Origin of the sequence: Roseovarius nanhaiticus (assembly GCF_900156535.1) — a bacterium.
Taxonomy (GTDB): domain Bacteria; phylum Pseudomonadota; class Alphaproteobacteria; order Rhodobacterales; family Rhodobacteraceae; genus Roseovarius; species Roseovarius nanhaiticus.
This window is the reverse complement of record NZ_FTNV01000002.1, coordinates 548,052-572,447: the sequence shown is the minus strand read 5'-3', so window position 1 is coordinate 572,447 and position 24,396 is coordinate 548,052. Positions and strand designations below refer to the sequence as shown.

Below are 24,396 nucleotides of genomic sequence, written 5' to 3'. Positions count from 1 at the left end.
ACCCGCTCGCATCATGCTTGACCAGCGCCGCTGCGCGGGCACGCGCGGCGGATGCATTGCGCGCTGCGGCGGCTCGGCCTATACGAATGCTCGATGAAATCCATGAGGAGTGCCACCATGTCCAACGCCCAGCTTGAGACCGCTATCGAAGCCGCGTGGGATGCGCGCGACAGCATCAGCCCCGCGACCGGCGGCGAGACGCGCGAGGCGATCGAGGCGACGCTGAACGCGCTCGACAGTGGCAAGTTGCGCGTAGCGGAACGCGGCGAGGCTGGCGCCTGGCATGTAAATCAGTGGGCCAAGAAGGCCGTGCTGCTGGGTTTCCGGATCAAGGATATGGCACCGCAATCGGGCGGCCCGCAGGGCGGCGGCTGGTGGGACAAGGTCGACAGCAAGTTCCTTGGCTGGGGCGAGACCGAGTGGAAGGAGGCGGGCTTTCGCGCCGTGCCGAACTGCATCGTGCGCCGGTCGGCCTATATCGCGCCGGGCGTGGTTCTGATGCCGTCCTTCGTCAACCTTGGTGCCTATGTCGATAGCGGCACCATGGTCGATACCTGGGCCACCGTCGGCAGCTGCGCGCAGATCGGCAAGAACGTGCACCTCTCGGGCGGCGTCGGAATCGGCGGCGTGCTGGAGCCGATGCAGGCTGGGCCGACGATCATCGAGGATAACTGCTTTATCGGTGCGCGGTCCGAGGTGGTCGAGGGTTGCATCGTCCGCGAAGGCAGCGTTCTGGGCATGGGCGTTTATATCGGCCAGTCCACCAAGATCGTCGACCGCGAAACGGGTGAGGTCATGTATGGCGAGGTGCCCTCGGGCTCGGTCGTCGTGTCGGGCTCGATGCCGTCGAAGAATGGCGTGAACCTCTATTGCGCCGTCATCGTCAAGCGCGTCGATGCGCAGACCCGGTCCAAGACCTCGATCAACGAGCTTTTGCGCACCTGATGCGCATTTCGGGCGCGGCGAGGGAACCCGTCGCGCCATTGGCGGCGTTGTCGTCACATGATCGCCGCTCTGCCGTTGCCTTATCTGATCGCCGCGACCTTGCTTGCCGGGGCCGCGGTTGTTTTTGCGTCGATCCGCGCGACGCGGCTGGCCGATATCATCGCCGACCGAACCCGCATGGGCGAGGCGCTGATCGGCGGGCTCATACTGGGCGGCGCCACCTCGATCGCGGGTGTCATCGTTTCGGTCGACGCCGCGTCCTCGGGGGATGCCAGCTACGCGTTTTCGAATGCAGTAGGCGGGATCGCGGCGCAGACGCTGTTTCTGGCCATTGCAGATTTGCTACACAAGCGCGCCAATCTGGAGCATGCGGCGGCGGAGCCTGCCAACCTTTTTCAGACGGTCATGCTGATCATTCTACTCAGTCTGCCGCTGGCCGCGATGGCGGGGCCTGACATTGCCTATGTCGGTATCCATCCCGTCTCACTCTTGCTTTTTCTCGCCTATCTGGTCGGGGTGCGTATCGCTGCCGAAGTGCGCGAGCGGCCCATGTGGCAAGCCGTCGATACTGATGAGACGCGCGAGGACGCGCCAGAGGACCCTGAAGAGGCGCGCCGTTCGGCGCGCAAGCCCGCGCTGATCTTTGCCGGCCTCGTCGTCATCATGGCCGCGGGCGGATGGGTGATCGGGCAATCGGGGCAGGCGGTGATTTCGCGCTACGGGCTTGCCTCCAGCCTTGTCGGTGCCCTTGGCACCGCCGTGATCACGTCGCTGCCCGAATTGGTGACGACGCTGGTCGCCGTCCGGCGCGGGGCGCTGCAACTGGCGGTGGGCGGCATTATCGGGGGCAATACGTTTGACACGCTCTTTCTGGTCGGCGCCGATATCGCCTATCGGGACGGATCGATTTATCATGCCGTCGAGGGCAATGACCTCTACTGGCTGGCGACCGGCCTTTTGATGACGGGCGTCCTGCTGGCCGGTCTGATCGTAAGGCAAAGGCGCGGGCCGGGGAGGATCGGCGTTGAAAGCGTGCTGATGATGGCGATTTATGGCCTCGCGCTCAGCGTCGAGATCTTCGCCTGATTGACCGCGCGCCTGCGCCCGACTAGAGCAGCTCCATGACAGACAAAGACACAAGACCCGCCAAGGCCAAAGCCAAACCCAAGCGGCAAGAGGTTTATACTCTTCTGGTCGAGATTGGGCGCAAGTCTGGCGATGGCCTGCCAAAAAAGGCGACAGGCGCGGCGCTTTTGATCTATGCCAGCGGTGTGGACGAGGCCGAGGCCGTGCGCGAGACGGTCGCGATCCTCAAGCAGGCCGATACGGCCCCTCTTGATGTCACCGGTTACGGCACGCTGGCCGAGCGCGAGCAAGGCGGGCACGAGATCGGCGCCGAGGACCGCGCGTTGATGCAGCGGGCGCTGGACGAGAACGCTGTGATCGTGGCGCAGATGACGCCGTTTTTCGATGATGCGGGGCGCAGTGAGGCGCTGGATCTGGAGCCGGATGAAGACGCGGACGCGGACTAGGCGGCGCGGTGCATTGCCAAAGTGCGTGCCTCAAAGGGTTTGAGGACCGGCCAGATAGGCCGCGCATGCTCGGGCAGGCGCGATGGGTCCAGCTTGGCCAAAGGTGAGGCGGCCAGCGCCTCGCGGTCGCGGCGCAAGCGCCCGATATAGAGGCTTTCGACGGGGCAGCCCGCGGCGATGATGGCCTGATGCTCGGGTAGGAGCAGGTGGTGATAGGTCACAAGGTCCGGCCCGGTGCCGTGATACGCGGATGAGCCGTTGACCAGATGACGCGCCGGGACAAGCGCGGCTTCGGTCCCGAACATGTATTCCACTTCGCTGCCTCCGATCACCAGCCGCTGATGCGGGGCGATGACAATGTCGTGCCTCAGGCCGAAGAACGGTGCGCGCAGCCGTACAGGCCGGAGCGAGCCGAAGGCGGGCACGGTCTGCCGCACCGCGCGTAGGATCGGGACGACATCGCCCGTGGCCGTCAGCACCGTATCGCCGCGCTTCAGCCGTGCGACAGGAACGTCGCCGCGCGGCGTGGCGATGGGCACGGCGCCGGTCAGGCCCGGCATGGCGCCGATGGGCTCGACCTCGTCCGAGACGGCGACGAAGCCGACATCGGGATCCATGATGCGGTGCGCCGGAAAGCGCGTCAGCATGCGCAGATCCTCGAGCGCGATGGGGTGCCCTGTTGGAACCGGCGCGCGGCGGATTGTTCCGCTGGAGAGATGCTTGAGCGTCAATGTGCCATTGGGCGCAGAGCTGTCCCAGGAATAGCGCACCCGCACCTGATCGCTGCGCCCGTCCAGATCGTGATTGAGTGCGGCGTGCCGCACGTCGCCGCCCAGATCATCGATCAGCACGATCCCGCCCGTCGGCACGACCTTGAGCGACAGCATACCGCCCGCATCGCCTGCACGGGCAAAACCGATCAGCGTCTGGGGGCGCGCATCCGGGGACAGGTAGGTGTCGATCAGGATCGTGCCCGCCTCGGCGTTGCCGGTCAGCGATTGCGCCGCCGCGCCGCGATGCGCGCCAAGCCCGGCCGGGTCGAACCGGCCGATCTCGTGCGTGGCGATGCCGATCCAACCCATGCTCAGGCGGCCCGCGCGCCAGACATGAGAAGCTGCGCTTCGTAGCGTTTCAGCATGCGCCGCGCCGCGGGGCTGTAGCCTGCGCCGGTTTCGGGGCAAAGCTCGGGGAAGATCGCGCAGATCTCCTGCACGATGTCCGCCTCGAAACTCCGGGCCGTCTGCGGTCCCGGAAGAAAGCTTTCCGTCTCGAGCCCTTCGGAATAGACCACCTGATGGCGGTCGAAGAGGATATGGACATATTCCACCTCGCCGCCGGGCACGCGCCGCACCGAGCGGTCATTGACCAGATCGCGCGCCGCCACCAGAACCTCGCCCTCGCCAAAGAGTAGCTCGGCCAGGCTGTCGCGGATCAGCACGCGGTGCAGAGGCGACAGCGCCAGCGCGCCGTGATCACCGAATGTGCCCGCGTCGATGTGGATGGGCGCGAAGTCGCCTGCCGCCGCGATGCGCCGACTGCCGATCCAGCGCAGCGGCTGGGCGCCCTCGTCGCGGGTCATCACCAGGTCGCCGGGCTGCAACGTCTCGACAGGTTTCAGTCCGTGGGCGGTCTTAATCATGGTCCCCGCAACAAAGCACGGCACGCTGTCCACCAGAACGAACCCGGTATCGCTGATCCCTGTTGCGTTCTCGACCGTGTAGGTGAAGGTGAACTCTTCTTCGTCGCCATCGCCGGTCAGGCCCAGTGTGCCATCGGCGTTCAGCTGTACCGTCTGGCCGCTATTGAGCGTGACGGTATCGCCCACACTGACCGCTTGCCCGTTGATATGCGTGATCGTCAGGATGCCTGCGCCGTTGTTGACGTCATTGGCCAGCACGTCGAGGTTCTTGGATCCGCTAGGATCCAGCTTGGTCGCATCGTCAAGGGCCAGCACGGTACTCTGGATGCTGCCGCCCGCAATGATCAGCGTGCTGTCGTAATTGCTGTCGGTCACATCGGCGATGCCGATCCGGATCGAGTTGGTCTGGTTTGCATTCACCGGGATCTTGAGCGTCAGGTTGACGGTAAAGCCGTCCATCTCGGTGTTGTACTGGTCGTTCTGGTTGTCGATGAACAGGTTGCCGTTGGACCCGGCGTTGAGATTGTTGGGGTCTATGTCGCCGTCGCCAACGCTGAGCTGGACCTGCTGACCATTGATCCAGACGCCGACGAAATCCTGAAACGCGCCAAGGGCGAATTCGGGATACTCGTCGGAGGAAAAGACGAACTGCATGGTCAGCATGTCGCCCGAAGGTCTGAAATCGACGTCGATGAAGGATGCGTCGAACGTGCGCGCGCCTGCTGCGGCATCGAAATCCGATATTGCGTCCGCGTAGCTGTTGGGGCCACTCGAATTGGTGGTTTGGGATGTCGAAGTGTTCGAGCCGCCCTGCCACCAGCGGGTATTGTTGGTGAAACCGCGCAAATCACCCGTCGAGAACATGACGCCCGTGTTGCCGGGCATCACCCCAGGTGAAATCGCGTCGCCGTCGCTGTAAATGCCCGAGCTGTCGCGGTCTCCGGTGTATGTCGCGCTCTCGATGATCACATCGGGACCGAACATCTCTTGGGCCATCTGCTCGGCAGAGGCATTCCTGTTGATTGGTATCTCTACGCCGTCAACCATGTGTCGTCCCACTTTTTGGGCCGAGGCATACTTCGCGGGCGCGCGCCGCTGGCCCATCGGATCTGCGGCGTTCGGCAAAAGCGCTTGATGCGCCTTTTGCTATGTCAGGGGACTGCTCGGTGCCCCTTCGCGTAATATGCCCTGCCTCGGGTCATTCTTTTTATGCCCGATAGATACCAACCTTTTGACATGTTGTTAACTTTTTTCACGCAAGCCGCGCAGAATTTGCAAAGCCGTGGCAGGCGGGGTAGCCATTCAGCCAAATGTAATCGCAGTCCGAGGCCCCATGACACACACACCGATCGATCCCGCCGAGCTGACCGCCGCTCTTATCCGCTGCCCCTCCGTCACCCCCGAAGAGGGCGGCGCGCTGGGCGTTTTGGAGGATGTGCTAAGCGCGGCGGGCTTTGCCTGCTGGCGAGCGGACAGGGGCGGAATCGCCAATCTTTACGCGCGCTGGGGCGACAAGGGCGCGCCGCGCAGCTTTGGCTTCAACGGTCATACGGATGTGGTCCCACTGGGCGATGAGGCGGCATGGAGCGTGGCGCCCTTCGGTGCCGAGGTGAAGGACGGCATGATGTGGGGCCGCGGCGCGACGGACATGAAATCAGGCGTCGCCGCCTTTGCCGCCGCTGCCGTGGATTTCGTGCAACAGACGCCGCCCGATGGGGCCGTGATCCTCGCGATCACCGGCGATGAGGAGGGCGATGCACTGGATGGAACCACCGCGATCCTCGACTGGATGCAGGAGAAGGGCGAGGCGATGGATGTCTGCCTCGTGGGCGAGCCGACCTGCCCCGAGGAGATGGGCGACATGATCAAGATCGGGCGCCGTGGATCACTGAGCGCGTGGATCACCATCACCGGCAAGCAGGGGCATTCCGCCTATCCGCATCGCGCGATCAATCCGCTACCCGCGATGGCGCGGCTGGTGGACCGGATCAGCGCGCACACGCTGGACGAAGGGACTGATCACTTCGATCCGTCGACCCTGGCGGTCGTGACCATCGATACCGGCAATGCCGCGACCAACGTGATCCCGGCCGCCGTGCGCGCCACGGTGAATATTCGCTATAACGACATCCACAGCGGCGACAGCCTGACCGAGTGGCTGCAAGGCCAGCTCGATGCAATTTGCCAAGAGATGGGCGTGAACGGCGCCCTTGAGGTCAAAAATTCGGGTGAGGCATTTCTGACGCCGCCGGGCAATTTCTCAGACCTGATCGTGCGCGCGGTCGAGGCCGAGACGGGGCGCACGCCGGTGCTCAGCACGTCGGGCGGCACGTCGGATGCGCGCTTCGTCAAGGACCATTGCCCTGTTGTGGAATGCGGCCTTGTCGGCAAGACGATGCACCAGGTGGACGAGAATGTGAGCATCGAGCAGATCCATCAACTCAAGGCGATCTATGGCCGCATCCTGCGCGACTATTTCGCCGGATGATCCGCCCCACGCTGGTCATCATGCTGAAAGAGCCGCGTCCCGGCAGGGTCAAGACGCGGCTTGGGCGCGAGATCGGCATGACCGCTGCCGCATGGTGGTTCCGCCATCAGACAGCGCGCCTGATCCGGAGGCTGGAGGATCCGCGCTGGCGCCTTGTGCTGGCCGTGGCCCCGGATCGCGCGGGTCTGGCCAGCCGCGTCTGGCCCGCACATCTGCCGCGCGTGGCGCAGGGGCAGGGCGATCTGGGCGCGCGCATGGCGCGCCTGCTGCGCGGCGTAGGGCAGGGCCCGATCTGCATCATCGGCGGAGATATCCCCGGCATCCGGGCGGCGCATGTCGCGCGCGCCTTCGCGGCGCTGGGCGCGCACGATGCGGTCTTCGGCCCCGCGCCCGATGGCGGCTATTGGCTGATCGGGCTGAAGCGAAGCGGTGGCATCCCCGCGCGTTTCTTGGGCGACGTGCGCTGGTCCACCGAACACGCGCTGCAAGACAGTTGCGCGACCTTGCCGGACGCGCGCATCGCCTACGTCGATACATTGCGCGACGTCGATACAGCGGCCGATCTGGCGCAGGCGCGATAGCTGTTTCAGCGCGCCTTTTGCCGTGATACGCAAGCGCCATGAACCAGATGCCCACCAAAGCCGAGATCCTGCAATGGATCACCGATAATCCCACCCTCGGCGCCAAGCGCGAGATCGCAAAGGCGTTCGGCATCAAGGGCGCGGCCCGGATCGATCTCAAGCGCATCCTCAAAGAGCTTGAGGCAGAGGGCCATCTGGAGAAGCGCAAGAAAACCTATCGCGACCCGGATCGCCTGCCGCCTGTCAGCGTGCTGCAGGTTATGGGCACGACGCCCGATGGCGATCAACTGGCGAGGCCCCTTGAATGGCACGGCGAGGGCGCCGAGCCGGTCGTGCTGCTGATTCCGCGCGCCGCTGATCCGGCCTTGGGCGAGGGCGAGCGCATCCTCGCCAAGCTGCAGCAGGTCAAAGGCGAGGCGCATCATTACGAGGCGCGGCTGATCCGGCGCATCGGCCATAACCCCACGAAGGTTCTGGGCATCTATCGCAAGGGCACCGAAGGAGGCCGCATCCTGCCCATCGACAAGGGTCAGGGCAATGAATGGCAGGTGGAGGCAGCGCAGACGCACGGTGCGCAGGATGGGGAACTGGTCGAGGCGGAGCAGGCGGGGCCGAAGGGCCGCATGGGCCTGCCGCGCGCGCGCATTGTAAGCCGCCTTGGCGATCCTTCGGCGCCGCGCGCGGTATCGCTGATCGCCATTCACCAGCACGGCATCCCCGACGATTTCCCCGATGATGTCATCGCAGAGGCCGACGCGCAGAAGCCTGCGGGCCTGAAAGGCCGCGAGGATCTTCGCGATCTGCCGCTGGTCACGATCGACCCTTCGGATGCGCGTGACCACGATGACGCCTGCTATGCCCATGCCGACGATGCGTCGGATAATGCGGGCGGTCATGTGATCTGGGTCGCCATCGCGGATGTCGCCCATTACGTGACGCCCGGCAGCGCGCTCGATACCGAGGCGCGCAAGCGCGGCAATTCCAGCTACTTCCCCGACCGCGTCGTGCCCATGCTGCCCGATCGTCTTTCGGGCGATCTCTGCTCGCTCCACGAAGGCGTGCCGCGCGCCTGCATTGCCGTGCGCATGCGCATCGACGAATTCGGGCAGAAGCTGGACCAGACGTTCCATCGGGGCATCATGCGCTCGGGCGCGTCGCTGACCTACCAGGAGGTGCAGGCGGCGATGGACGGCCAGCCGTCCGAACGGGCCGCCGAGATGATGGACGAAGTGATCCGGCCCCTCTACGCCGCGTATTCCGCGCTGAAACACGCGCGCGGCACGCGCCAGCCGCTCGATCTGGACCTGCCCGAGCGCAAGGTCGTCCTCACCGAGGAAGGCAAGGTTCTGAGCGTCAATTTCACCGAGCGGCTGGACGCGCACAAGCTGATCGAGGAATTCATGGTGCTGGCCAATGTCGCCGCCGCCGAGACGCTGAGCGCCAGGAAATCGCCGCTCCTCTTCCGGGTTCACGAAGAGCCGTCCGAGGAAAAGCTCGACGCGCTGCGCGAGGTGGCCGAGGCGGCGGGGCTGGTGCTGGCCAAGGGGCAGGTGCTGCGCACCTCGCATATCAACGCGCTTCTGCACGGCGCGGCGGGCACCGACCAATCCGAGCAGATCAACATGAGCACCCTGCGCGCCATGACGCAGGCCTATTACGCGCCGGTCAATTTCGGCCATTTCGGGCTGGCGCTACGCTCCTACGCGCATTTCACCTCGCCCATTCGTCGCTATGCGGACCTGATCGTGCACCGGGCGCTGATCTCGGCGCATGGCTGGGGCGATGACGGGCTGACGGCGGCGGAGATCGAGCAGCTGGAGGCGACGGCCAAGCATATCTCGGAAACCGAGCGGCGCAGCATGATGGCCGAGCGGGACACGAATGACCGCTATCTGGCCGCGTTCCTGAGCGAGCGCGTGGGCGAGGAATTTACCGGCCGCATCAGCGGCGTCGCCAAGTTCGGTGCCTTCGTGCGGCTGGACGAAACGGGCGCCGATGGCCTCATACCAGTGCGCAATATCGGCAACGAATATTTCCACTTCGACGCCGATAGCGCGACATTGATGGGGTCCGACTCGGGGCGCATCATTACGCTGGGCCAGCGCGTTACGGTCAAGCTGGCCGAGGCGCTGCCGATCACGGGCGGCATCGCGCTGGACCTGATTACGGTCGAGGGCAAGGAAATGCCCGAGGGCGGCCGAGGCGCAGGGCGCGGCCGCAGCCATGGCAAGCCGCCCAAGCGCAAGCTGGGCGCGGCCAAGAAAAAGGCGGCCAAGACCGGGCGCAAGGTCGAGCGCAAGCGGCGCGGTTAAGCCGGGCCGGTCACGCGGTTCACATGGCCCATCTTGCGGCCGGGCTTCACCTCGGCCTTGCCGTAAAGATGCAGTGCACAGCTGCCATCACGGGCCAGCTCTGGCACGCGGTCCATGTCGTCGCCGATCAGGTTCTCCATCACCACGTTCGAGTGCCGCTTGCCATCGCCCAGCGGCCAGCCCGCAACGGCGCGGATATGCTGCTCGAACTGGTCGACGGTGCAGCCATTCTGCGTCCAATGGCCGGAATTATGCACGCGCGGCGCGATTTCGTTGACGATGAGCCCGTCCGCAGTGACAAAAAGTTCGACGCCCATGACGCCAACGTAATCCAGCTTGTTCAGGATTTGCGCCGCCAGCAGGACCGCGTCACTGCGCTGCGCGGGCGAGAGCTTGGCCGGGATGGTGGTCGTGCGCAAGATGCCGTCCTCATGCACGTTCTGGCCGGGATCAAAGGCTGAAACGTCGCCCGCCGCATTGCGCGCGGCAATCACGGACACCTCATGCGAGAAGTCGACAAAGCCTTCGTAGATGGCGGGCGCGCCTTGCATATCGGCCAGCGCGGCCTCGGCCTTCTTCGGGTCTTTCAGCCGCACCTGGCCCTTGCCATCATAGCCGAAGCGACGGGTTTTCAGGATGGCGGGCAGGCCGATCTCGGCCATCGCCTCGCTGATGTCATTGCCATCATCGACGGCGGCGAAGGGCGCGGTCTTGAGACCCAGATCATTGAGAAATGCCTTTTCCACCAGCCGGTCTTGACTGACGCGTAGCGCCTGGCGGTCAGGATAGACGGGGCGCAGCTTCTCTAGGATGTCGAGCGCGGAGGTGGGGATATTCTCGAATTCGTAAGTGATGACGTCGCAGGCTTCCGCGAAGGTTCGCAGCGCGTCCTCATTGTCGTAGGGCGCGGCAATGTGGCGGTGCGCGACGTGGCTGGCGGGGCAATCTTCGCCCGGCTCGAAGATGCAGGTCTTGAACCCCAGCCGCGAGGCCGCGACCGAGAGCATGCGGCCCAACTGACCACCGCCGAGAATGCCGATGGTGGCGCCTGTTTTCAGCGGATCAGTCATCGCTAGGCTCCTCGGGGATCGAGGCCGAAAGGGCTGCGCGCCACGCGTCCAGTCGTTCGGCCAGCGCAGCGTCGCTATTGGCAAGGATCGCGGCCGCCATAAGGCCGGCATTTGCCGCGCCCGCGCTGCCGATGGCCATGGTGGCCACGGGATAGCCCTTGGGCATTTGCACGATGGAATAGAGGCTGTCGACGCCCGAAAGCGCGCGTGTCTGCACCGGCACGCCGATCACCGGCACACGCGTCTTGGACGCCATCATGCCCGGCAGGTGCGCGGCGCCGCCCGCGCCCGCGATGATCGCCTTGAGCCCGCGCGATGCCGCTTCGGCGCCATAGGACCAAAGCCTGTCGGGCGTGCGATGGGCCGAGACGATGCGCGTCTCAAAGGGCACCTCAAGCGCGTCCAGAATATCTGCGGCTTCCTTCATCGTGGGCCAGTCAGATTGGCTGCCCATGATGATCCCGACCTCTATTTTCGGCATCTGTCGCCCCTTTGGTGATTCAGGCGCGAACCATAGGCGGGCGGGCGGTCAGCGTCCACTCCCCCAAGCGGGCAAAATCACTGCGATATCAGGCGATGATATCGGGCAGAAGGCGATCCTCGATATAGGCGATGCGGTCCTTGAGTCGCAGCTTTTGCTGCTTGAGCCGTTTGACCGTCAGTGGATCGCGCACGGTGCGCTCTTCCAAGGCTGCGATGGCCTCGTCCAGATCGCGATGCTCGCGGCGAAACTGCTCCAGCTCGACGCGGAGCACGTCGTCCGATTTCATCGCAAGTTCGCTATAGGCGTTCATCGGTGCATGATTCCATGGATGAGAGACCCGTTGATAATAGGCGCAAAACGCGACTTCGCCTAGCCCTTGCACCGGCGGAGGTGAGCGCCCATATTTGTTACCAAGGCGCCGCCGCCGATGAATGGGACGGCGCCGATCCGACCAGTCGCTTGACGCAAGGACGTGGCACATGACGAAACTGACGCTGGGGGCGCACCCCTATATGCTGGGCTTTGACCAGCTGGAACGGCTGCTTGAGCGCAGCGCGAAATCCGGTAACGAGGGGTACCCGCCCTTCAATATCGAGCAGACCTCCGACAATTCCTATCGCATCACGCTGGCCGTCGCGGGCTTTGGCGAGGATGATCTGTCGGTCACCGTCGAGGACCGCCAATTGGTGATCCGGGGCCGGCAGGGCGCCGATATGGGTGAGCGGGTGTTCCTGCACCGAGGCATCGCCGCGCGGCAGTTCCAGCGCAGTTTCGTGCTGGCCGATGGCGTCGAAGTGGGCGCCGCGATCATGGAGAACGGACTTTTGCATATCGACTTGACCCGGGCCCAACCCGAGACAGTTGTTCAGACAATAAAGATCAACAAATGGGGCCAATAGCCGTCTTAAGGAGGCATAATCATGGATACCGAATTCGAATTTGCGCACGAAGCGGGCCACCGCATCGCCTATGTCCGCTCGGTCGCGGTCGAGGATCTGCCCGAGGATGTGCAGAGCCAGGTGGGTGATCTGACCACACTTTACGCCGTGCATGATGAGGCGGGCGAGCGTCTGGCCTTGGTCAGCGACCGCAAGATGGCCTTCGTGCTGGCACGCCAGCATGATCTGGATCCCGTCACCGTGCATTGAACGCGACGGCCCCCTTGCGGGCCAAGCATGAGTATTTTTGCCAAGATGAAATTGGGGGCGCGCATGGGCATGTTGCCGGTGCGCGCCCTCTCGCGTAAGGGAAGGGGCGATTTTGAAGGAGTGAGTTGATGGTCCAGCCAGTGCCCAAGGTGGCGGTTCTGCCCCACGACATGAAGCTGGGCGTGCGGCCCGGCCGCATTCCTCTGGATCGTCTGATCTGGCCGCTGGGCACGCCCGACGGGATTGCGGGGCAGACACTCGCCGATCTGGAGCCGCGCGATCACCTGATCGTCTTTCCCCGAAAATCGCTGCACTGGCGCCCCGGTTTCGGCATGCGCGCGCGCGTGTCGATCATGGTGCTGGAGCCCGAGGCGATCCATGGCGGACAGATCGCGTCGCTGCGCCGCTCGCATGGGCGGTTCTACAAGGTGCTGACCGCGCATCCCGGCCTGTTGGACGCCATTCCGAACGGCGTATTCTTTCCGTTCGGCAGCACTTGGGTTCCGGAATGGCGCGATCTGGATGTTACGAAGAGCCGGATGATGTCGCTGATCGCCTCCGACAAGCGCTCGCAGGAGGGGCACCGGCTGCGCCACGCGCTGGCCGCCTGGGCCAAGGGGCAGGGGATGGACCTGGATGTCATGGGGCGCGGCTATACGCCCTTTGCGGCCAAGGCCGATGGCCTCGCGCCTTACCGCTATTCGGTGGTGATCGAGAATGTGCGCGAGCCGAATTACTTTACCGAGAAGCTGGTGGATGCCATTCTGTGCCGCTGCGTGCCGATCTACTGGGGCTGTCCGAATATCGGGGAGTTCTTTGATACCTCGGGCATGATCATCTGCGAGAGCGAGGCCGAGGTGATGGCGGCGATAGAGGCGGCTTCAGTAGAGGAATTCGAGGCGCGGGCGCCTAAGCTGGATGCGGTACGGGATGTGGCGGCGGAGTACGGCGATGTTTATGGCCGCGCGGCGCGGGCGGTGCTGGGGGAGGGAGGTTAATGGCAGCTTCGAGCCCTGACCTACCGTGAGGGATGTCTTGGATGGTCCGATCGCCATATTAGCATTGCCCCTGCACAAAATTGAGAGCAACATGCATGAAGCACCGACTGTTACTCTTCCTAGCTCACGGAAGATTTAGTGAGCCGATGCCGCACATAAGGTATACTTCAACTTGGTGAAAATCGGTCTATGGATTTGAGACTTCAACTCGCGAAAATCAAATCACCGGTTTATGCATACTGGCAGCGCATCTACTATCAGGCTGTTAAGCAAGAGGATTTCCATACAGCTTTAAAAGCCCTCAAGAGAATCTCTGATAAGCATAAAGGTATGATGCCGCCATATTGGGCGTTGGAATTAGCTAAAGTGAGGTTAAGTCTGGGCCAATTCGATAGGGCAGAAAATGTCGTAGAAGAAATCGCCGAGAGTATCAAAAATAGTAAAACGTATAATCACGATACCAAGCTATTTCTGTTGAAACATATCGAGAGGACGCACAGTGCGGCATTGAAGGGCAAGCATGGTGTTGCCGATTTGCTAAAAGCAGAAGGCGTCCAATATATCAGGGTCGAAGAGATCGATTTTACAAGAGTTGACCCGATCCTCAGTGTGGGTTGGCCGTTGATACCTGAATGATCCATACCTTGAAGACGACGTCGAATACACGTCAGTCGGTATCGATGATCTGGTTTCTAATGCAGGTAGTTTGTCCCGCAAAACTGCCACCCGCATGACAAGGGCCGCATCCTCGAACGCGGCCCTTCGCAATCATCACCCGGCGATCAGCCCCATCTGCTCCAGTTTCAGGATGACCTGATGCGCGCAGTTGTCGACATCGACATTCTCGGTCTCGACGCTTAGCTCGGGGTTTTCAGGCACGTCGTAAGGGTCGGAGATGCCGGTGAATTCCTTGATCTTGCCCTCGCGCGCCAGCTTGTAGAGGCCCTTGCGGTCGCGGCGCTCGCATTCCTCCAGCGAGGTCGCGACGTGGACCTCGACGAAGGCGCCGAACTGCTCGACATCCTCGCGGACGGCGCGGCGCGTCGTGGCATAGGGCGCAATGGGCGCGCAGATGGCGATGCCGCCGTTTTTCGTGATCTCGGACGCGACATAGCCGATGCGGCGGATGTTCAGATCGCGGTGCTCCTTGGAAAAGCCCAGCTCGGAGGAAAGGTTTTTCCGCACGATATCGCCGTCGAGCAGCGTCACGGGGCGGCCGCCCATCTCCATCAGCTTGACCATCAGCGCGTTGGCGATGGTGGATTTGCCGCTGCCTGAAAAACCGGTGAAGAAGACGGTGAAGCCCTGGTTGGCCCGCGGTGGGCGGGTGCGGCGCAGCTCGTTCACAACTTCGGGGAAGCTGAACCAGTCGGGGATTTCCAGCCCTTCCTGCAGGCGGCGGCGCAGCTCGGTGCCCGAGATGTTGAGGATCGTGACGTTGTCCTTGTCCTCGATCTCGTCCATCGGTTCGTATTGGGCGCGTTCCTGCACATAGACCATATGCTTGAAGTCGACCATTTCGACGCCGATCTCGCTTTGATGTTCGCGGAAAAGGTCCTGCGCGTCGTAAGGTCCGTAGAAATCCTCGCCTGCCGAATTCTTGCCGGGGCCGGCGTGGTCGCGGCCGACGATGAAATGCGTGCAGCCGTGATTGGCGCGGATGAGCCCGTGCCAGACCGCCTCGCGCGGGCCGGCCATGCGCATGGCGAGGTTCAGCAGCGACATCGCCGTGGTCGAGCCGGGGTATTTGTCCAGAACCGCCTCATAGCATCGCACGCGGGTGAAGTGATCGACGTCGCCGGGTTTGGTCATGCCGACGACGGGATGGATCAGAAGGTTCGCCTGCGCCTCTTTGGCGGCGCGGAAGGTCAGTTCCTGATGCGCGCGGTGCAGCGGATTGCGCGTCTGGAACGCGACGACCTTGCGCCAGCCGACTTTGCGGAAATAGGCGCGCAGCTCGTTCGGAGTGTCGCGGCGGGCGCGGAAATCGTAATGCACCGGCTGCTGGATGCCGGTGATCGGCCCGCCCAGATAGACGGCGCCGGCGGTGTTGTGCAGATAATTGACGGCGGGATGCGCGCTGTCATCGGCACCAAAGACCTTTTCGGCCTCGCGCGATTTGTTCGGGGTCCAGCGGTCGGTGACCGTCATCGTGGCGAGGATCACGCCCTCCTGATCGCGCAGGGCTATATCCTGGCCGAGTTCCAGCGCCTCGGCGAATTTCTCGCTGACGTCCAGCGTGATCGGCATGGGCCAGAGCGCGCCTGAGGCGAGGCGCATGTTCTCGACGACGCCGTCGTAATCTTCTTCGCTCAGAAACCCCTTGAGCGGGTTGAAGCCACCATTCATCAAAAGCTCCAGATCGCAGATCTGGCGCGGCGTCAGGTCGTGGCTGACCAGATTGGCGGCCTCCACCTTCAGCTTTTGCGCGCTCTCGTGACTGACATAGAGTTCGGGGATGGGGGTGAGGTTGCTCAGGTTCGTCATGGGATCACTTTCGAAAATTGCCTGCCGAAATGCTGTCTGGTCACGGCGCTTGGATGGCCGTTTGAGCGCGGATTAGCCCGCCAATGTGGCGAAAGTCTAGCAAAGAGGCGGGTTTTGCGCGGATAAGGACCGATTTTTCGCAAACTGGCGCCCGGGGGACGCATCCGTTCGGGTGCTAGCGCCCATGGGCGTCCGAATTGACCAGAATATCGACGCCGGGCTGAACGTTGGCGCGCAGCGTCTCGCCCTCGGCGGGTGCAGGGCTCATCATCAGGTCTGACAGGCAGATCATCAGGCGGCCCAGAACGCTGGTGTCGAGCGTGGGCGCCGTTGCGCTGGTCTCGTCCTTGGCGTCGCCATGGGCGCCCAGGATGCGCGCATCCGCGGGCAAAAGAGTGCCGAGCTGGCCCGCCGTTTCCAGGTAGCCGCGCAGCGATGCGCCCGGAACCTGCGCATAAAGCGCGCCGTCATAGAGGTAGTCGGCGGCAAAGAGGATACCCGCCTCCGCGTCCCAAAGCGACACGCTGTCGGGCGAATGACCGGGCGTATGGATCAGTTGCAGCTGCCGTCTGCCAAGGTCGATCATGCTGCCCGGCGCCAGCCAGTCCGCGACGCCAAAGCTGGGCGGTGTGCGGTCCTCGCGGTCGCCAAGAAAGAGGGTGTCCGAGGGTGTGACGCGCCCATCCGCTTCGCAGGCGCGCAGCACCGGCAGATCGGGCAGAACGATGCGCTCGAAGGCCGTGATATTGCCCAGATGGTCATAATGCATATGCGAGGGCAGCACGGACAGCGGCAGATCGGTGAGGCTTGCCACGACCGGCGCCATGTCGCCGTAGTAGGAGCCGGTATCGAAGAGAAGCGCGGCATCGCTGCCGCAGATCAGATAGCTCCAGTTCTGCTGGTGATAACGCGGCTCGCCGATGGCGGTGATGCCGGGCGCGATCTCTTGCAGCTTGTACCAGTCCTGCGCGCTCATCCTTCGAATCCCCAGCCGTCGGGCTGAAACCCGAGCGGCAGGAGCATGCGGGTCGACGCTTCCTCGCCCAGCCAGACGGCCATGGCGGTCGCGGGCTGATCGGGCAGGCGGGCGGCCAGATACGGGCGGCCATCCTCGTCATCGAGGCGGGCAGTCTCGAACCCGGCCTCGCTCAGCGCCGCCTCGGCGCCGTCCCAATCCGCACCCTCAACGGGGACAAACGCATAGTCGATGTCAGCCACATCGGGCAGATCAGCCGCCTCGGCGATCTCGTCCCAGACGGCGTATGTCTCGGCTTTTTGGGCCGCGAAGTCATGGCTCATTCCGCGGCTTCCGTGTTCACGGCATCCGCATTTTCGGCCATTCCGTGCTCGGCCAGCCAGCGCTCGGCCTCAAGGGCTGCCATGCAGCCCATTCCGGCGCTGGTCACGGCCTGGCGATACTTGTGATCGGTCAGATCGCCCGCCGCAAAGACGCCGGGCAGGGAGGTTTCGGTGCTGTCGGGCTTGGTCACGACATAGCCGCCCATATGCGTCTCGAGCACATCCTTGACCAATTCGTTCGCGGGTGCGTGGCCGATGGCGATGAAGACGCCCTTGGCGGGAATATCGGTGATCTCACCGGTCTGGGTGTGGCGGGCTTTTACGCCCTCGACGCCCAGTGGGTTTTCAGTGCCATAGACCTCATCCAACTCGTGGAACCACAGAGGATGGATCTTGGGATTCTTCTCGAGACGGTCAACCAGGATCCGCTCGGCGCGCAATTCATCGCGGCGGTGGATCAGTGTGACTTTGGAGGCGAAGTTGGTCAGGAAGAGCGCCTCTTCGACTGCCGTATTGCCGCCGCCGACCACGACGATCTCCTGACCGCGATAAAAAAACCCGTCGCAGGTGGCGCAGGCCGACACGCCGAAACCCTTGAACTTTTCCTCGCTGGGCAGGCCCAGCCATTTGGCGCGCGCGCCGGTGCACAGGATGATCGCGTCGGCCACGTATTCCGTGCCGCTGTCGGACTGGCAGACATAGGGACGCTTGGAAAAGTCGATGCTGCTGATGATGTCGCCGATGATCTCGCAGCCCATCGCCTTGGCATGGGCCTCCATGCGCACCATCAGATCGGGGCCCTGCACCTCGGTATCGCCGGGCCAGTTCTCGACCTCGGTGGTGGTGGTCAGCTGGCCACCCGGCTCGATGCCTTGGACCAGAACGGGCTCCAGCATGGCGCGGCTGGCATAGACCGCGGCGGTGTAGCCCGCGGGGCCCGAGCCGATGATCAGAACCTTGGTCTTTTTCGTGGTCTTTTCCGTGCTGGCCATTTGCGTCGCCTTTCGGGTGTTCAAGGATTTGAACGTCATATAGACCCCGGCGGCGCGCGGTGAAACCCCTCGATGCGCGGCGCTTGTATCCCCCCGCTGCCTTGCGATAAGACACGCAACGATCTTGCGCACCTGCGAAAGATTGTTGCGCAAACCGGCGCGGCTGATATAACAATCGCGAAATTGAAAGAGAGCAGAGGCAGTATGGCCACGACCCGTCTGGACCCGATCGACCGCAAGATTTTGGCCGAGCTTCAGGCCGATGGCCGCATGACCAATGTGGAGCTGGCCAAGCGCGTCGGGATTTCCGCCCCGCCCTGCCTGCGCCGGGTCCGCACATTGGAAGAGGCGGGCTATATTCGCGGCTATCATGCCGATGTGGATGCGCGTGAATTGGGCTTCGAGGTGCAGGTGTTCGCCAATGTGGGCCTCCAAAGCCAGGCCGAGGCGGATCTGAGCGCCTTCGAGGCGCGCTGCCGCGACTGGCCGCTGGTGCGCGAGTGCCACATGCTGAATGGCGAGGTTGATTTCATCCTGAAATGCGTGGCGCCGGATCTGAGCACGTTTCAGCGTTTCCTGACCGAGGAGCTGACGGCGGCCAGCAACGTGGCCAGCGTCAAGACGGCGCTGGTCATTCGCGGCGCCAAGGACGAGCCAGGCGTGCCCTTCGACATTCTGGAAGCGCGGCTGGCCCGCGAGGCCTGAAGCCGCGTCAGGCTACGGCGCGGCCCCCATCGCCTAGCGGCGCGCGTGGATGCACGAGGCTGCCGAAATCAGCCGGCCGCATCGTATGCGGAAAGAGTTGCATGAAGAGCGCAAGCTGTTGGAGCGTCATCTGTGTCTCGAATCCGGGACCGGGGTGATACGTCTCGAAATCGAGGCCAGCCGCAGTGATCGTGGCGTGGCGCCGCAAACCGACATGATACAACTCCACCTCGCCCGGCGGGCTGAGGGAGATGACATGGGTGCCGTCAATCATGTCGTGGATCGGGCGCAGCATGCGGCCGGTGCCGCCCTCGCCGGGGCGTCCTTCATTGCGATGCAGGAGTCGGGCACCGGGGCCGGTCAGCACATCGGCGAGCGGGCGACCTAGGCCGAGCGCGCCGGTTCGGATCCGCGTCAGGCGCGGGCCACTTTGCGTCTGAAAGGCGTCATCGTGCTGACCTCCCCATGTCATGCGCCCAATCCACAGGACGGGCGAGGGACCACGCTCGTTCGTGACCACTTTGTCGCCGGGATCCAGATCTTCGACCGCCACGGGGCCGCGCGTGGTGGCAATGAGCGTGCCGCGCGCAAAGGCGGAAAATGCGGCGTCGAATACCGGATGCATGGGCACGGCATGTTGCCGGGTGACGATGCTGGCATCTGCACGCAGATACCGCAGCTCGGCTTGGCGTTGCGGCGCGGGGCGGCCCGCAAGGTGCCTCTCCGGATCACGCAGGCCGCTGCCGCGGCGCATGTCGCCCGTCTCGCCCAGTTCGGCGCGCAGATCGCGTGTCAGACCGGATGCGGAGGGGGTGTAGACCATGCTTTGTGCGACTTTCCGGCTATTGGGTGAGGGGATCGCGCCTTTGATCAGGCGCTGCGCAGGGCGCGGGACTGTGGGCGTGCGGTCAGGCCGCGCTGTGCCACCGTCTTGCGCTGGCCGCGCTGGAACGGCAGGGACGGCATGTCGCCTGCTGCGGTCTTCAAAACCGAGGCCATCCAACGCTTTTGCGGTTTCTTCGTGCTGCTCATCTCAAAACTCCTCATCTGCCCGCCAAGCAGGTCTGTTTGGTTGCTGTCTTGGATAATATGTCAGCGGTTTGCGGCCAGTCTTGGGCTGCTTCGTGACATTTACCGAGGCCGGGCCTTGGGGCGCCGCCGATGCAGCCGAATGACCCGAACCCGACGTGCCGGGCGCGCCAAACAGGGTAAATACTATGATTTTGAGCGATGTCGCCGAGCAGCCCTTGCGCGGAAGGCATGCCGATCTGGGCAAATTCAGGGCAGCAGCGCCACATGGACGCCTTGGGCGTGCCTTGCTTCAGAGCCGGATGGACGCAATCAGCCGTCCGTAATCCGCCTCACCGCGATGGGTGGCGCGGCGATAGGAGTAGAATCGGTTTTCGTCCCCGTAGGTGCAATGGCCGGTCCATTCCGCATGGCCAATTCCGGCGGCACGCAGCCGTGCGAGGCCGAAGGCGGGTAGGTCGAACTGCATCCGCCCCTCGGCACCGGGCGCGAAAAACTGCGCATGGTTCGAGTGCGCCGCGGTAAAGGTTTGCACGAAATCGGCGCCGACTTCGTAGGCCTCCTGGCTGATCGACGGGCCGATTACGGCCGTGATCGCGCCCCGCACGGCCCCCAGCGCGACCATGGCCTCCACCGTCGCCTCCAACACGCCATCCAGCGCCCCGCGCCATCCGGCATGGGCCGCGCCGATCACGCCCGCTTCGGCATCGGCGAAAAGTACCGGCTGGCAATCGGCGGTCAGGATCGAAATGGCGAGGCCGGGCGTCCGGGTTACAAGGGCGTCGGCGCGCGGCCGCGTGTCCAGCGGTGCGTCCAGCGTCACCACATCGGGCGAATGGACTTGATGCAACGTTTGCAGATGGTCCGGCGCGACGCCCATCGCATCCGCGACGCGGGCGCGGTTGATCGCCACGATCTCGGCCTGATCGCTAGAGCCCGGGCCGCAGTTCAGCCCCGCGAAGATCCCCGAGGACGCGCCGCCGCGCCGGGTGAAAAACCCGTGGCGGAGCGGCGCAAGCCGGTCGGAGGTGAGGATCTCGAGTGTCATGTTCAGGCTACCCCTGAAGGCCGGGCGGCGGTGCGGCACCTTCGGGATAAAGGGCCATCACCTTAAAGAGCGTCCCCATTTCCTCGGGGTGGGTCAAGCGCCGATGTGCGGCGACATGAGCGCGCCGGGCCTCGCCGCTGAGCGCGGCTGCCAATTTTTGCGCGCGCTGGGTGATGCCGAGCCGCTCAAGCATGACACCCTGCGCCGTCAGACGGGTATGCTGCGCAGGTGCGGCGGCGGTGGCGAGCGCCTCGAAATCCACATGTGCGGTCAGGTCAGCGGCGCCGGGCGCCTCAAAGGGGTCGGTGGGCGCGTGGGCGCGCAGCGCCTGAAACGTATCCCCAAGGCTGCGCCAATCGCCATAGTCGATGATCAGCGCGGCACCGCCCTGCTCAGAGATGCGTGCGCCAATGGTGGCCGCGATGCGCGTGCCCGCGGGGCAGAATTCTACCACGTCTCCGTCCTTGGTATCCTCCAGCCTGTGCGTCAGCATGGGCAGCAGGGTGGGCGCGCTCAGCGCCGGGATCAGGCGATCAGCGTTGCGCGTGACCATTCGCTCGCGCCAGTGATCACCGTCCCTCTGGGCCTGCCGGATTGGCAGCGCGTCAAAGAACTCGTTGGCCACAATGAGACTCGGCAGATGCGGCAGCGTATCCACGCTGGCGTGCCATTCGGGTGCATGCCCCGCCAGGGTGCGCGCCTGCACCGCGCGCAAGGCTGGCGACGCCTCGACCAGATGCACCTGCACGGCGCCGTGAAATCCCGGTACGGCGCGGGTGGCGCGGAGGATATCGGCCATCAGCGTCCCACGCCCCGGCCCCAGCTCGGTCAGCGCGACGGGGGTTGGTGCGCCCTGGTCCAGCCATGTCTGCGCCAAGGCGAGGCCGATCATCTCGCCGAACATCTGGCTGACCTCGGGGGCAGTCGTGAAATCGCCCGCCGCGCCCAGCGGATCGCGCGTGGCGTAATAGCCGTGCTGGGGATGCATCAGGCAGGCGGTCATGTAATCGGCCAGGGTCATTGGCCCGTCCGCGTCGATCTGCGCAATCAAGAGGCGCGCGAGATCCGTCATGGGGCGATGCGCTTGGCCCGCAGCAACAGGATCAGTCCCGCTGCGATCATCGGCAATGACAGGATCTGCCCCATCGTCAGGCCCAAACCGGCGCCAAGTTGCAGCGCGTGGCCGAGCGGATTCTCCGGCGTCATGAATTGCGCATCCGCCTGGCGTACGAATTCGACCGCAAACCGCGCGGCGCCGTAGCCGACAAAGAACCAGCCCGCGATGCGCCCCGGCGCCTTGAGCGCGCCGCGCCGGTAGGCCAGCCAGATCAGCACCGCGCCAAGGATCACGCCCTCAAGCAGTGCCTCGTAAAGCTGCGAGGGGTGGCGCGCGCAAAGGCCGACAACATCGGGGCAATCCTGCGCGGCTCCGCCGGGGAATATCACGCCCCAAGGCAGATCGGTCGGGCGGCCCCACAGCTCGGCGTTGATGAAATTCGCCGTTCGGCCCAGCGCCAGCCCGATGGGCGCCGCCATAGCCAGCAGATCGCCAACCGATAGAATGCGAAGCTTGTGGCGTAGCGAGAATCCGATACAGGCCGCCGCGACGCCCAGCATGCCCCCATGAAAGGACATGCCCCCCTGCCAGACCTGCAGGATCTGTGCGGGGTGCGACAGATAATAACCTGGCTGGTAAAAGAGGACGAAGCCCAGCCGCCCGCCGAGAATAACGCCGAGGATCGCCCAGAACAGGAGATCCTCGACCTGTTTGGGGGTCATGGCCGGCCCCTCTGGCCCCCATAGTGCGGGCCGCTTCACTGCATTCAGCACCAGCCGCCAGCCGATGAGAATGCCTGCGATATAGGCAAGTGCATACCAGCGTAGCGCGAATTCCATGCCGAAAATCGAGATGGAAAAGAGCTCGGGCGAGACGTCGGGGAAGGGCAATGAGGCTATCATGGCGTGACATGGCCGTGCGGGCGGGGGGAAGTCAACGGTATCCGTGCATCTTGTGATCAAGCCTTTCTCAGCCCATATTACCTAGGACGCGCCAAGACGGGCGCCCCAAGCCAGGAGGCATACATGCAGACCCGAAACAAGGTGATGGACGATATATCTCAGTTGATGACCAACGCGATGGGCGTGGCCCAAGGCGCGCGGCAAGAGGCCGAGACGGCGATGTCGTCGATGATCGACCGATGGCTGGCGGACCGCGACTTTGTGACCCGCGAGGAGTTCGATGCCGTGCGTGCAATGGCGCAGAAGGCCCGTGAAGAAAATGAGGCGCTGAAAGCACGCCTTGATGCGATGGAAGCGTCCGGCAACAAACGCTGATGTGCGCTTGCGGCGGGGTCAGCTTTCGCTGATCGGGCCGCCGCCATGCCTCGGCGCCGCTGCGCAGGGCGGCGCCCCGGCCCATACGATACGCCCCAGCGGCTGAATGCGCTCCAGCTCGGCGCCCGTTACCATGCGCGGCGCCGCGCAAAGAGCATCCCCCGCGAAGATAAGCGTGCCTGCCGCTGGCCTGCCAACATGGCCAAGCCGCATCTTTCCGCCCTCGATGTAAGCCCAGAGGGCGTGATCGCTCGGCCAGGCCTCGCTACAATCCAAAATACACAGCGAGCCCCGGGTAACGCAGCCGAGTGCCGCACCATGCGCCGTTTCGGGCGCGACGATGCAGCGGAGATCCTGCGCTGGCCAACCCCGCATCCGCAGCCAGTCGGCATTAAGCGCGATGGGCGTTTGCATTCGGCCGCCTTGGACTTTGGCCGCGCTGGCATGGTAGGGAATGACGTGCAAGTCGCCGGATATGGCCGGCGCGGCAGGGGCATCGGGCCGCAGCGGGCGTGGACTGTCTGTGTGTTGCGCGGGCCCAAGCATTAGGCCCATGCCCATGGCCTCGACGATCTGGATCAGTTTCGAGATCTGCATATCGCGCCCGTCCCGCAGGCTGCGCATCGTGCTGACATCCAGCCCGAGCTTGCGAGCGTAGCCGCGCAGACCGTGTCGGGCGATCCCCTCATCGGCGATATCACGCAGAGTTTGCAAATCGAAGCGGTCCATGCCTGCGGTGTGGCACGTTGGATACCCATTGACTAGTCGGTTAAAGTTTTACACGCTGTGCGAATAGTGCCACGTTTTCCGTGGGTTACCAGTATAAAGTGTATTGAGTAAAAAGGGATCGCCCATGAAGTGTACCGCACGATCGGGCCGCCCATTCTGGGCCGACATCAGTGCGATCCACGAAGGTTCGGCCGCATGAAAAGGCGTGCCGCCGAATGCGTGCGCACCGTGCAGGAGCGGCTGGCGAAACTGCGCGCATTGCGCCTCGTGATCCGCGAGGCGCCCGACAAGTTACGGCGCGATGCAGCCATCATCTCATACAGTCGAACGCTCGACAGCCTTGTCGAAGATCTGGGCGCGATCGAGGAGATGGGCCTGTTCGATATATGCCTGCGCAGACTGGGACAGGGCGCCGTTTCTCGCGATTGACAGGCACCGCGCCTTCCGTGCCAATCTTTAGACAGGCGCGCCCCATCTAGCGGGCGACCTCATTTCGTCCACAACTTATTGCGGTTATCCCCAATAAATTGCTTTACAGAACATTAAAGGTGCCGCACCATATCTGGTAATAGAATG

General features: G+C 63.9%; 28 protein-coding genes. 13 read left to right on the top strand and 15 right to left on the bottom strand.

What is annotated here, in order from left to right; translation table 11 throughout:
• Window positions 1-117: 117 nt before the first annotated feature.
• From dapD to BW975_RS12990, 3 genes are read left to right on the top strand one after another with little or no spacing between them, the layout of a single operon-like run.
• A complete protein-coding gene (dapD, locus tag BW975_RS13000; RefSeq protein WP_076534661.1) occupies window positions 118-945 on the top strand; it encodes a 2,3,4,5-tetrahydropyridine-2,6-dicarboxylate N-succinyltransferase in 828 nt (275 codons plus the stop codon).
• Between the two features lie 57 nt (window positions 946-1,002).
• Window positions 1,003-2,031, top strand: a complete 1,029-nt coding sequence (locus BW975_RS12995) for a sodium:calcium antiporter (RefSeq protein ID WP_076534659.1) — start codon at window positions 1,003-1,005, stop codon at window positions 2,029-2,031.
• A 35-nt stretch (window positions 2,032-2,066) separates the two neighbouring features.
• Window positions 2,067-2,477, top strand: coding sequence for a hypothetical protein (locus BW975_RS12990; RefSeq protein WP_076534657.1), 411 nt, complete (start codon window positions 2,067-2,069; stop codon window positions 2,475-2,477).
• Here the strand turns inward: BW975_RS12990 and BW975_RS12985 are convergent.
• Both BW975_RS12985 and BW975_RS12980 read right to left on the bottom strand, forming a co-directional pair.
• Window positions 2,474-3,559: a Hint domain-containing protein gene (locus BW975_RS12985; RefSeq protein ID WP_076534655.1), complete on the bottom strand. Its 1,086-nt coding sequence runs from the start codon at window positions 3,557-3,559 to the stop codon at window positions 2,474-2,476. The genes BW975_RS12990 and BW975_RS12985 overlap by 4 nt on opposite strands.
• Window positions 3,560-3,561: 2 nt before the next feature.
• Window positions 3,562-5,163, bottom strand: a complete 1,602-nt coding sequence (locus tag BW975_RS12980; RefSeq protein ID WP_076534800.1) for a Hint domain-containing protein — start codon at window positions 5,161-5,163, stop codon at window positions 3,562-3,564.
• Between the two features lie 286 nt (window positions 5,164-5,449).
• On the opposite strand from BW975_RS12980, the gene dapE reads away from it, so the two are divergent.
• Genes dapE through rnr form a run of 3 tightly spaced genes read left to right on the top strand, consistent with a single transcriptional unit; the run spans window position 5,450 to window position 9,497 of the window.
• Window positions 5,450-6,604: a succinyl-diaminopimelate desuccinylase gene (gene dapE, locus BW975_RS12975; RefSeq protein WP_076534653.1), complete on the top strand. Its 1,155-nt coding sequence runs from the start codon at window positions 5,450-5,452 to the stop codon at window positions 6,602-6,604.
• Window positions 6,604-7,185: a TIGR04282 family arsenosugar biosynthesis glycosyltransferase gene (locus BW975_RS12970; RefSeq protein WP_092746260.1), complete on the top strand. Its 582-nt coding sequence runs from the start codon at window positions 6,604-6,606 to the stop codon at window positions 7,183-7,185. The genes dapE and BW975_RS12970 overlap by 1 nt, the downstream gene beginning before the upstream one ends.
• A 38-nt stretch (window positions 7,186-7,223) precedes the next feature.
• Entirely contained in the window at window positions 7,224-9,497 is a 2,274-nt protein-coding gene (gene rnr, locus BW975_RS12965; protein WP_076534649.1) for a ribonuclease R, read from the top strand.
• On the opposite strand, the gene BW975_RS12960 is transcribed toward rnr, so the two are convergent.
• The 3 genes from BW975_RS12960 to BW975_RS12950 all read right to left on the bottom strand — a co-directional run bounded on the left by BW975_RS12960 (window position 9,494) and on the right by BW975_RS12950 (window position 11,361).
• A complete protein-coding gene (locus BW975_RS12960) occupies window positions 9,494-10,567 on the bottom strand; it encodes a 5-(carboxyamino)imidazole ribonucleotide synthase (RefSeq protein ID WP_076534647.1) in 1,074 nt (357 codons plus the stop codon). The genes rnr and BW975_RS12960 overlap by 4 nt on opposite strands.
• Window positions 10,560-11,048 carry a 5-(carboxyamino)imidazole ribonucleotide mutase gene (gene purE / locus BW975_RS12955; RefSeq protein WP_076534645.1) on the bottom strand — a complete coding sequence of 163 codons (489 nt, stop codon included), beginning with the start codon at window positions 11,046-11,048 and terminating at the stop codon, window positions 10,560-10,562. The genes BW975_RS12960 and purE overlap by 8 nt, the downstream gene beginning before the upstream one ends.
• 88 nt (window positions 11,049-11,136) lie before the next feature.
• Window positions 11,137-11,361 carry a YdcH family protein gene (locus BW975_RS12950; RefSeq protein WP_076534643.1) on the bottom strand — a complete coding sequence of 75 codons (225 nt, stop codon included), beginning with the start codon at window positions 11,359-11,361 and terminating at the stop codon, window positions 11,137-11,139.
• Window positions 11,362-11,530: 169 nt separating this feature from the next.
• On the opposite strand from BW975_RS12950, the gene BW975_RS12945 reads away from it, so the two are divergent.
• The 4 genes from BW975_RS12945 to BW975_RS12930 all read left to right on the top strand — a co-directional run bounded on the left by BW975_RS12945 (window position 11,531) and on the right by BW975_RS12930 (window position 13,833).
• A complete protein-coding gene (locus BW975_RS12945) occupies window positions 11,531-11,950 on the top strand; it encodes an Hsp20 family protein (protein ID WP_076534641.1) in 420 nt (139 codons plus the stop codon).
• 21 nt (window positions 11,951-11,971) lie between these two features.
• Entirely contained in the window at window positions 11,972-12,199 is a 228-nt protein-coding gene (locus BW975_RS12940; protein WP_076534639.1) for a DUF1150 family protein, read from the top strand.
• Window positions 12,200-12,327: 128 nt separating this feature from the next.
• Complete coding sequence (locus BW975_RS12935; RefSeq protein WP_076534637.1) at window positions 12,328-13,197, top strand: hypothetical protein; 870 nt, start codon at window positions 12,328-12,330, stop codon at window positions 13,195-13,197.
• 189 nt (window positions 13,198-13,386) lie between these two features.
• Window positions 13,387-13,833, top strand: coding sequence for a tetratricopeptide repeat protein (locus BW975_RS12930; RefSeq protein WP_076534635.1), 447 nt, complete (start codon window positions 13,387-13,389; stop codon window positions 13,831-13,833).
• A 135-nt stretch (window positions 13,834-13,968) separates the two neighbouring features.
• Here BW975_RS12930 and BW975_RS12925 read toward each other — a convergent pair whose 3' ends face one another.
• The 4 genes from BW975_RS12925 to trxB form a co-directional block, all read right to left on the bottom strand.
• Entirely contained in the window at window positions 13,969-15,684 is a 1,716-nt protein-coding gene (locus BW975_RS12925) for a bifunctional sulfate adenylyltransferase/adenylylsulfate kinase (protein ID WP_076534633.1), read from the bottom strand.
• A gap of 175 nt (window positions 15,685-15,859) precedes the next feature.
• A complete protein-coding gene (locus BW975_RS12920) occupies window positions 15,860-16,660 on the bottom strand; it encodes an MBL fold metallo-hydrolase (RefSeq protein ID WP_076534631.1) in 801 nt (266 codons plus the stop codon).
• On the bottom strand, window positions 16,657-16,983 hold the full coding sequence (locus BW975_RS12915) for a hypothetical protein (protein ID WP_076534629.1): 327 nt from the start codon (window positions 16,981-16,983) through the stop codon (window positions 16,657-16,659). Before BW975_RS12915 ends, BW975_RS12920 begins: the two co-directional genes overlap by 4 nt.
• A complete protein-coding gene (gene trxB, locus BW975_RS12910; protein WP_076534627.1) occupies window positions 16,980-17,975 on the bottom strand; it encodes a thioredoxin-disulfide reductase in 996 nt (331 codons plus the stop codon). Before trxB ends, BW975_RS12915 begins: the two co-directional genes overlap by 4 nt.
• A gap of 204 nt (window positions 17,976-18,179) precedes the next feature.
• On the opposite strand from trxB, the gene BW975_RS12905 reads away from it, so the two are divergent.
• Complete coding sequence (locus tag BW975_RS12905) at window positions 18,180-18,680, top strand: Lrp/AsnC family transcriptional regulator (RefSeq protein ID WP_076534623.1); 501 nt, start codon at window positions 18,180-18,182, stop codon at window positions 18,678-18,680.
• A 7-nt stretch (window positions 18,681-18,687) separates the two neighbouring features.
• Here the strand turns inward: BW975_RS12905 and BW975_RS12900 are convergent, their stop codons facing one another.
• The 5 genes from BW975_RS12900 to lgt form a co-directional block, all read right to left on the bottom strand.
• Window positions 18,688-19,503 (bottom strand): Hint domain-containing protein, encoded by an 816-nt coding sequence (locus BW975_RS12900; RefSeq protein ID WP_092746254.1) that lies wholly within the window; start codon window positions 19,501-19,503, stop codon window positions 18,688-18,690.
• A 47-nt stretch (window positions 19,504-19,550) separates the two neighbouring features.
• Window positions 19,551-19,712, bottom strand: coding sequence for a hypothetical protein (locus tag BW975_RS18085; RefSeq protein ID WP_170846602.1), 162 nt, complete (start codon window positions 19,710-19,712; stop codon window positions 19,551-19,553).
• A 289-nt stretch (window positions 19,713-20,001) separates the two neighbouring features.
• The gene (pgeF, locus tag BW975_RS12895) at window positions 20,002-20,757 is read right to left on the bottom strand and encodes a peptidoglycan editing factor PgeF (RefSeq protein ID WP_076534621.1); all 756 of its coding nucleotides are present in this window, start codon (window positions 20,755-20,757) and stop codon (window positions 20,002-20,004) included.
• Between the two features lie 7 nt (window positions 20,758-20,764).
• Window positions 20,765-21,829: a class I SAM-dependent methyltransferase gene (locus BW975_RS12890; RefSeq protein WP_076534619.1), complete on the bottom strand. Its 1,065-nt coding sequence runs from the start codon at window positions 21,827-21,829 to the stop codon at window positions 20,765-20,767.
• Window positions 21,826-22,716: a prolipoprotein diacylglyceryl transferase gene (gene lgt / locus BW975_RS12885; protein WP_076534617.1), complete on the bottom strand. Its 891-nt coding sequence runs from the start codon at window positions 22,714-22,716 to the stop codon at window positions 21,826-21,828. The genes BW975_RS12890 and lgt overlap by 4 nt, the downstream gene beginning before the upstream one ends.
• Before the next feature lie 123 nt (window positions 22,717-22,839).
• On the opposite strand from lgt, the gene BW975_RS12880 reads away from it, so the two are divergent.
• On the top strand, window positions 22,840-23,091 hold the full coding sequence (locus BW975_RS12880; RefSeq protein ID WP_076534615.1) for an accessory factor UbiK family protein: 252 nt from the start codon (window positions 22,840-22,842) through the stop codon (window positions 23,089-23,091).
• A gap of 18 nt (window positions 23,092-23,109) precedes the next feature.
• On the opposite strand, the gene BW975_RS12875 is transcribed toward BW975_RS12880, so the two are convergent.
• Complete coding sequence (locus tag BW975_RS12875; protein ID WP_217696928.1) at window positions 23,110-23,805, bottom strand: hypothetical protein; 696 nt, start codon at window positions 23,803-23,805, stop codon at window positions 23,110-23,112.
• A gap of 210 nt (window positions 23,806-24,015) precedes the next feature.
• On the opposite strand from BW975_RS12875, the gene BW975_RS12870 reads away from it, so the two are divergent.
• Window positions 24,016-24,249, top strand: coding sequence for a hypothetical protein (locus BW975_RS12870; RefSeq protein WP_076534611.1), 234 nt, complete (start codon window positions 24,016-24,018; stop codon window positions 24,247-24,249).
• Window positions 24,250-24,396: the final 147 nt, after the last annotated feature.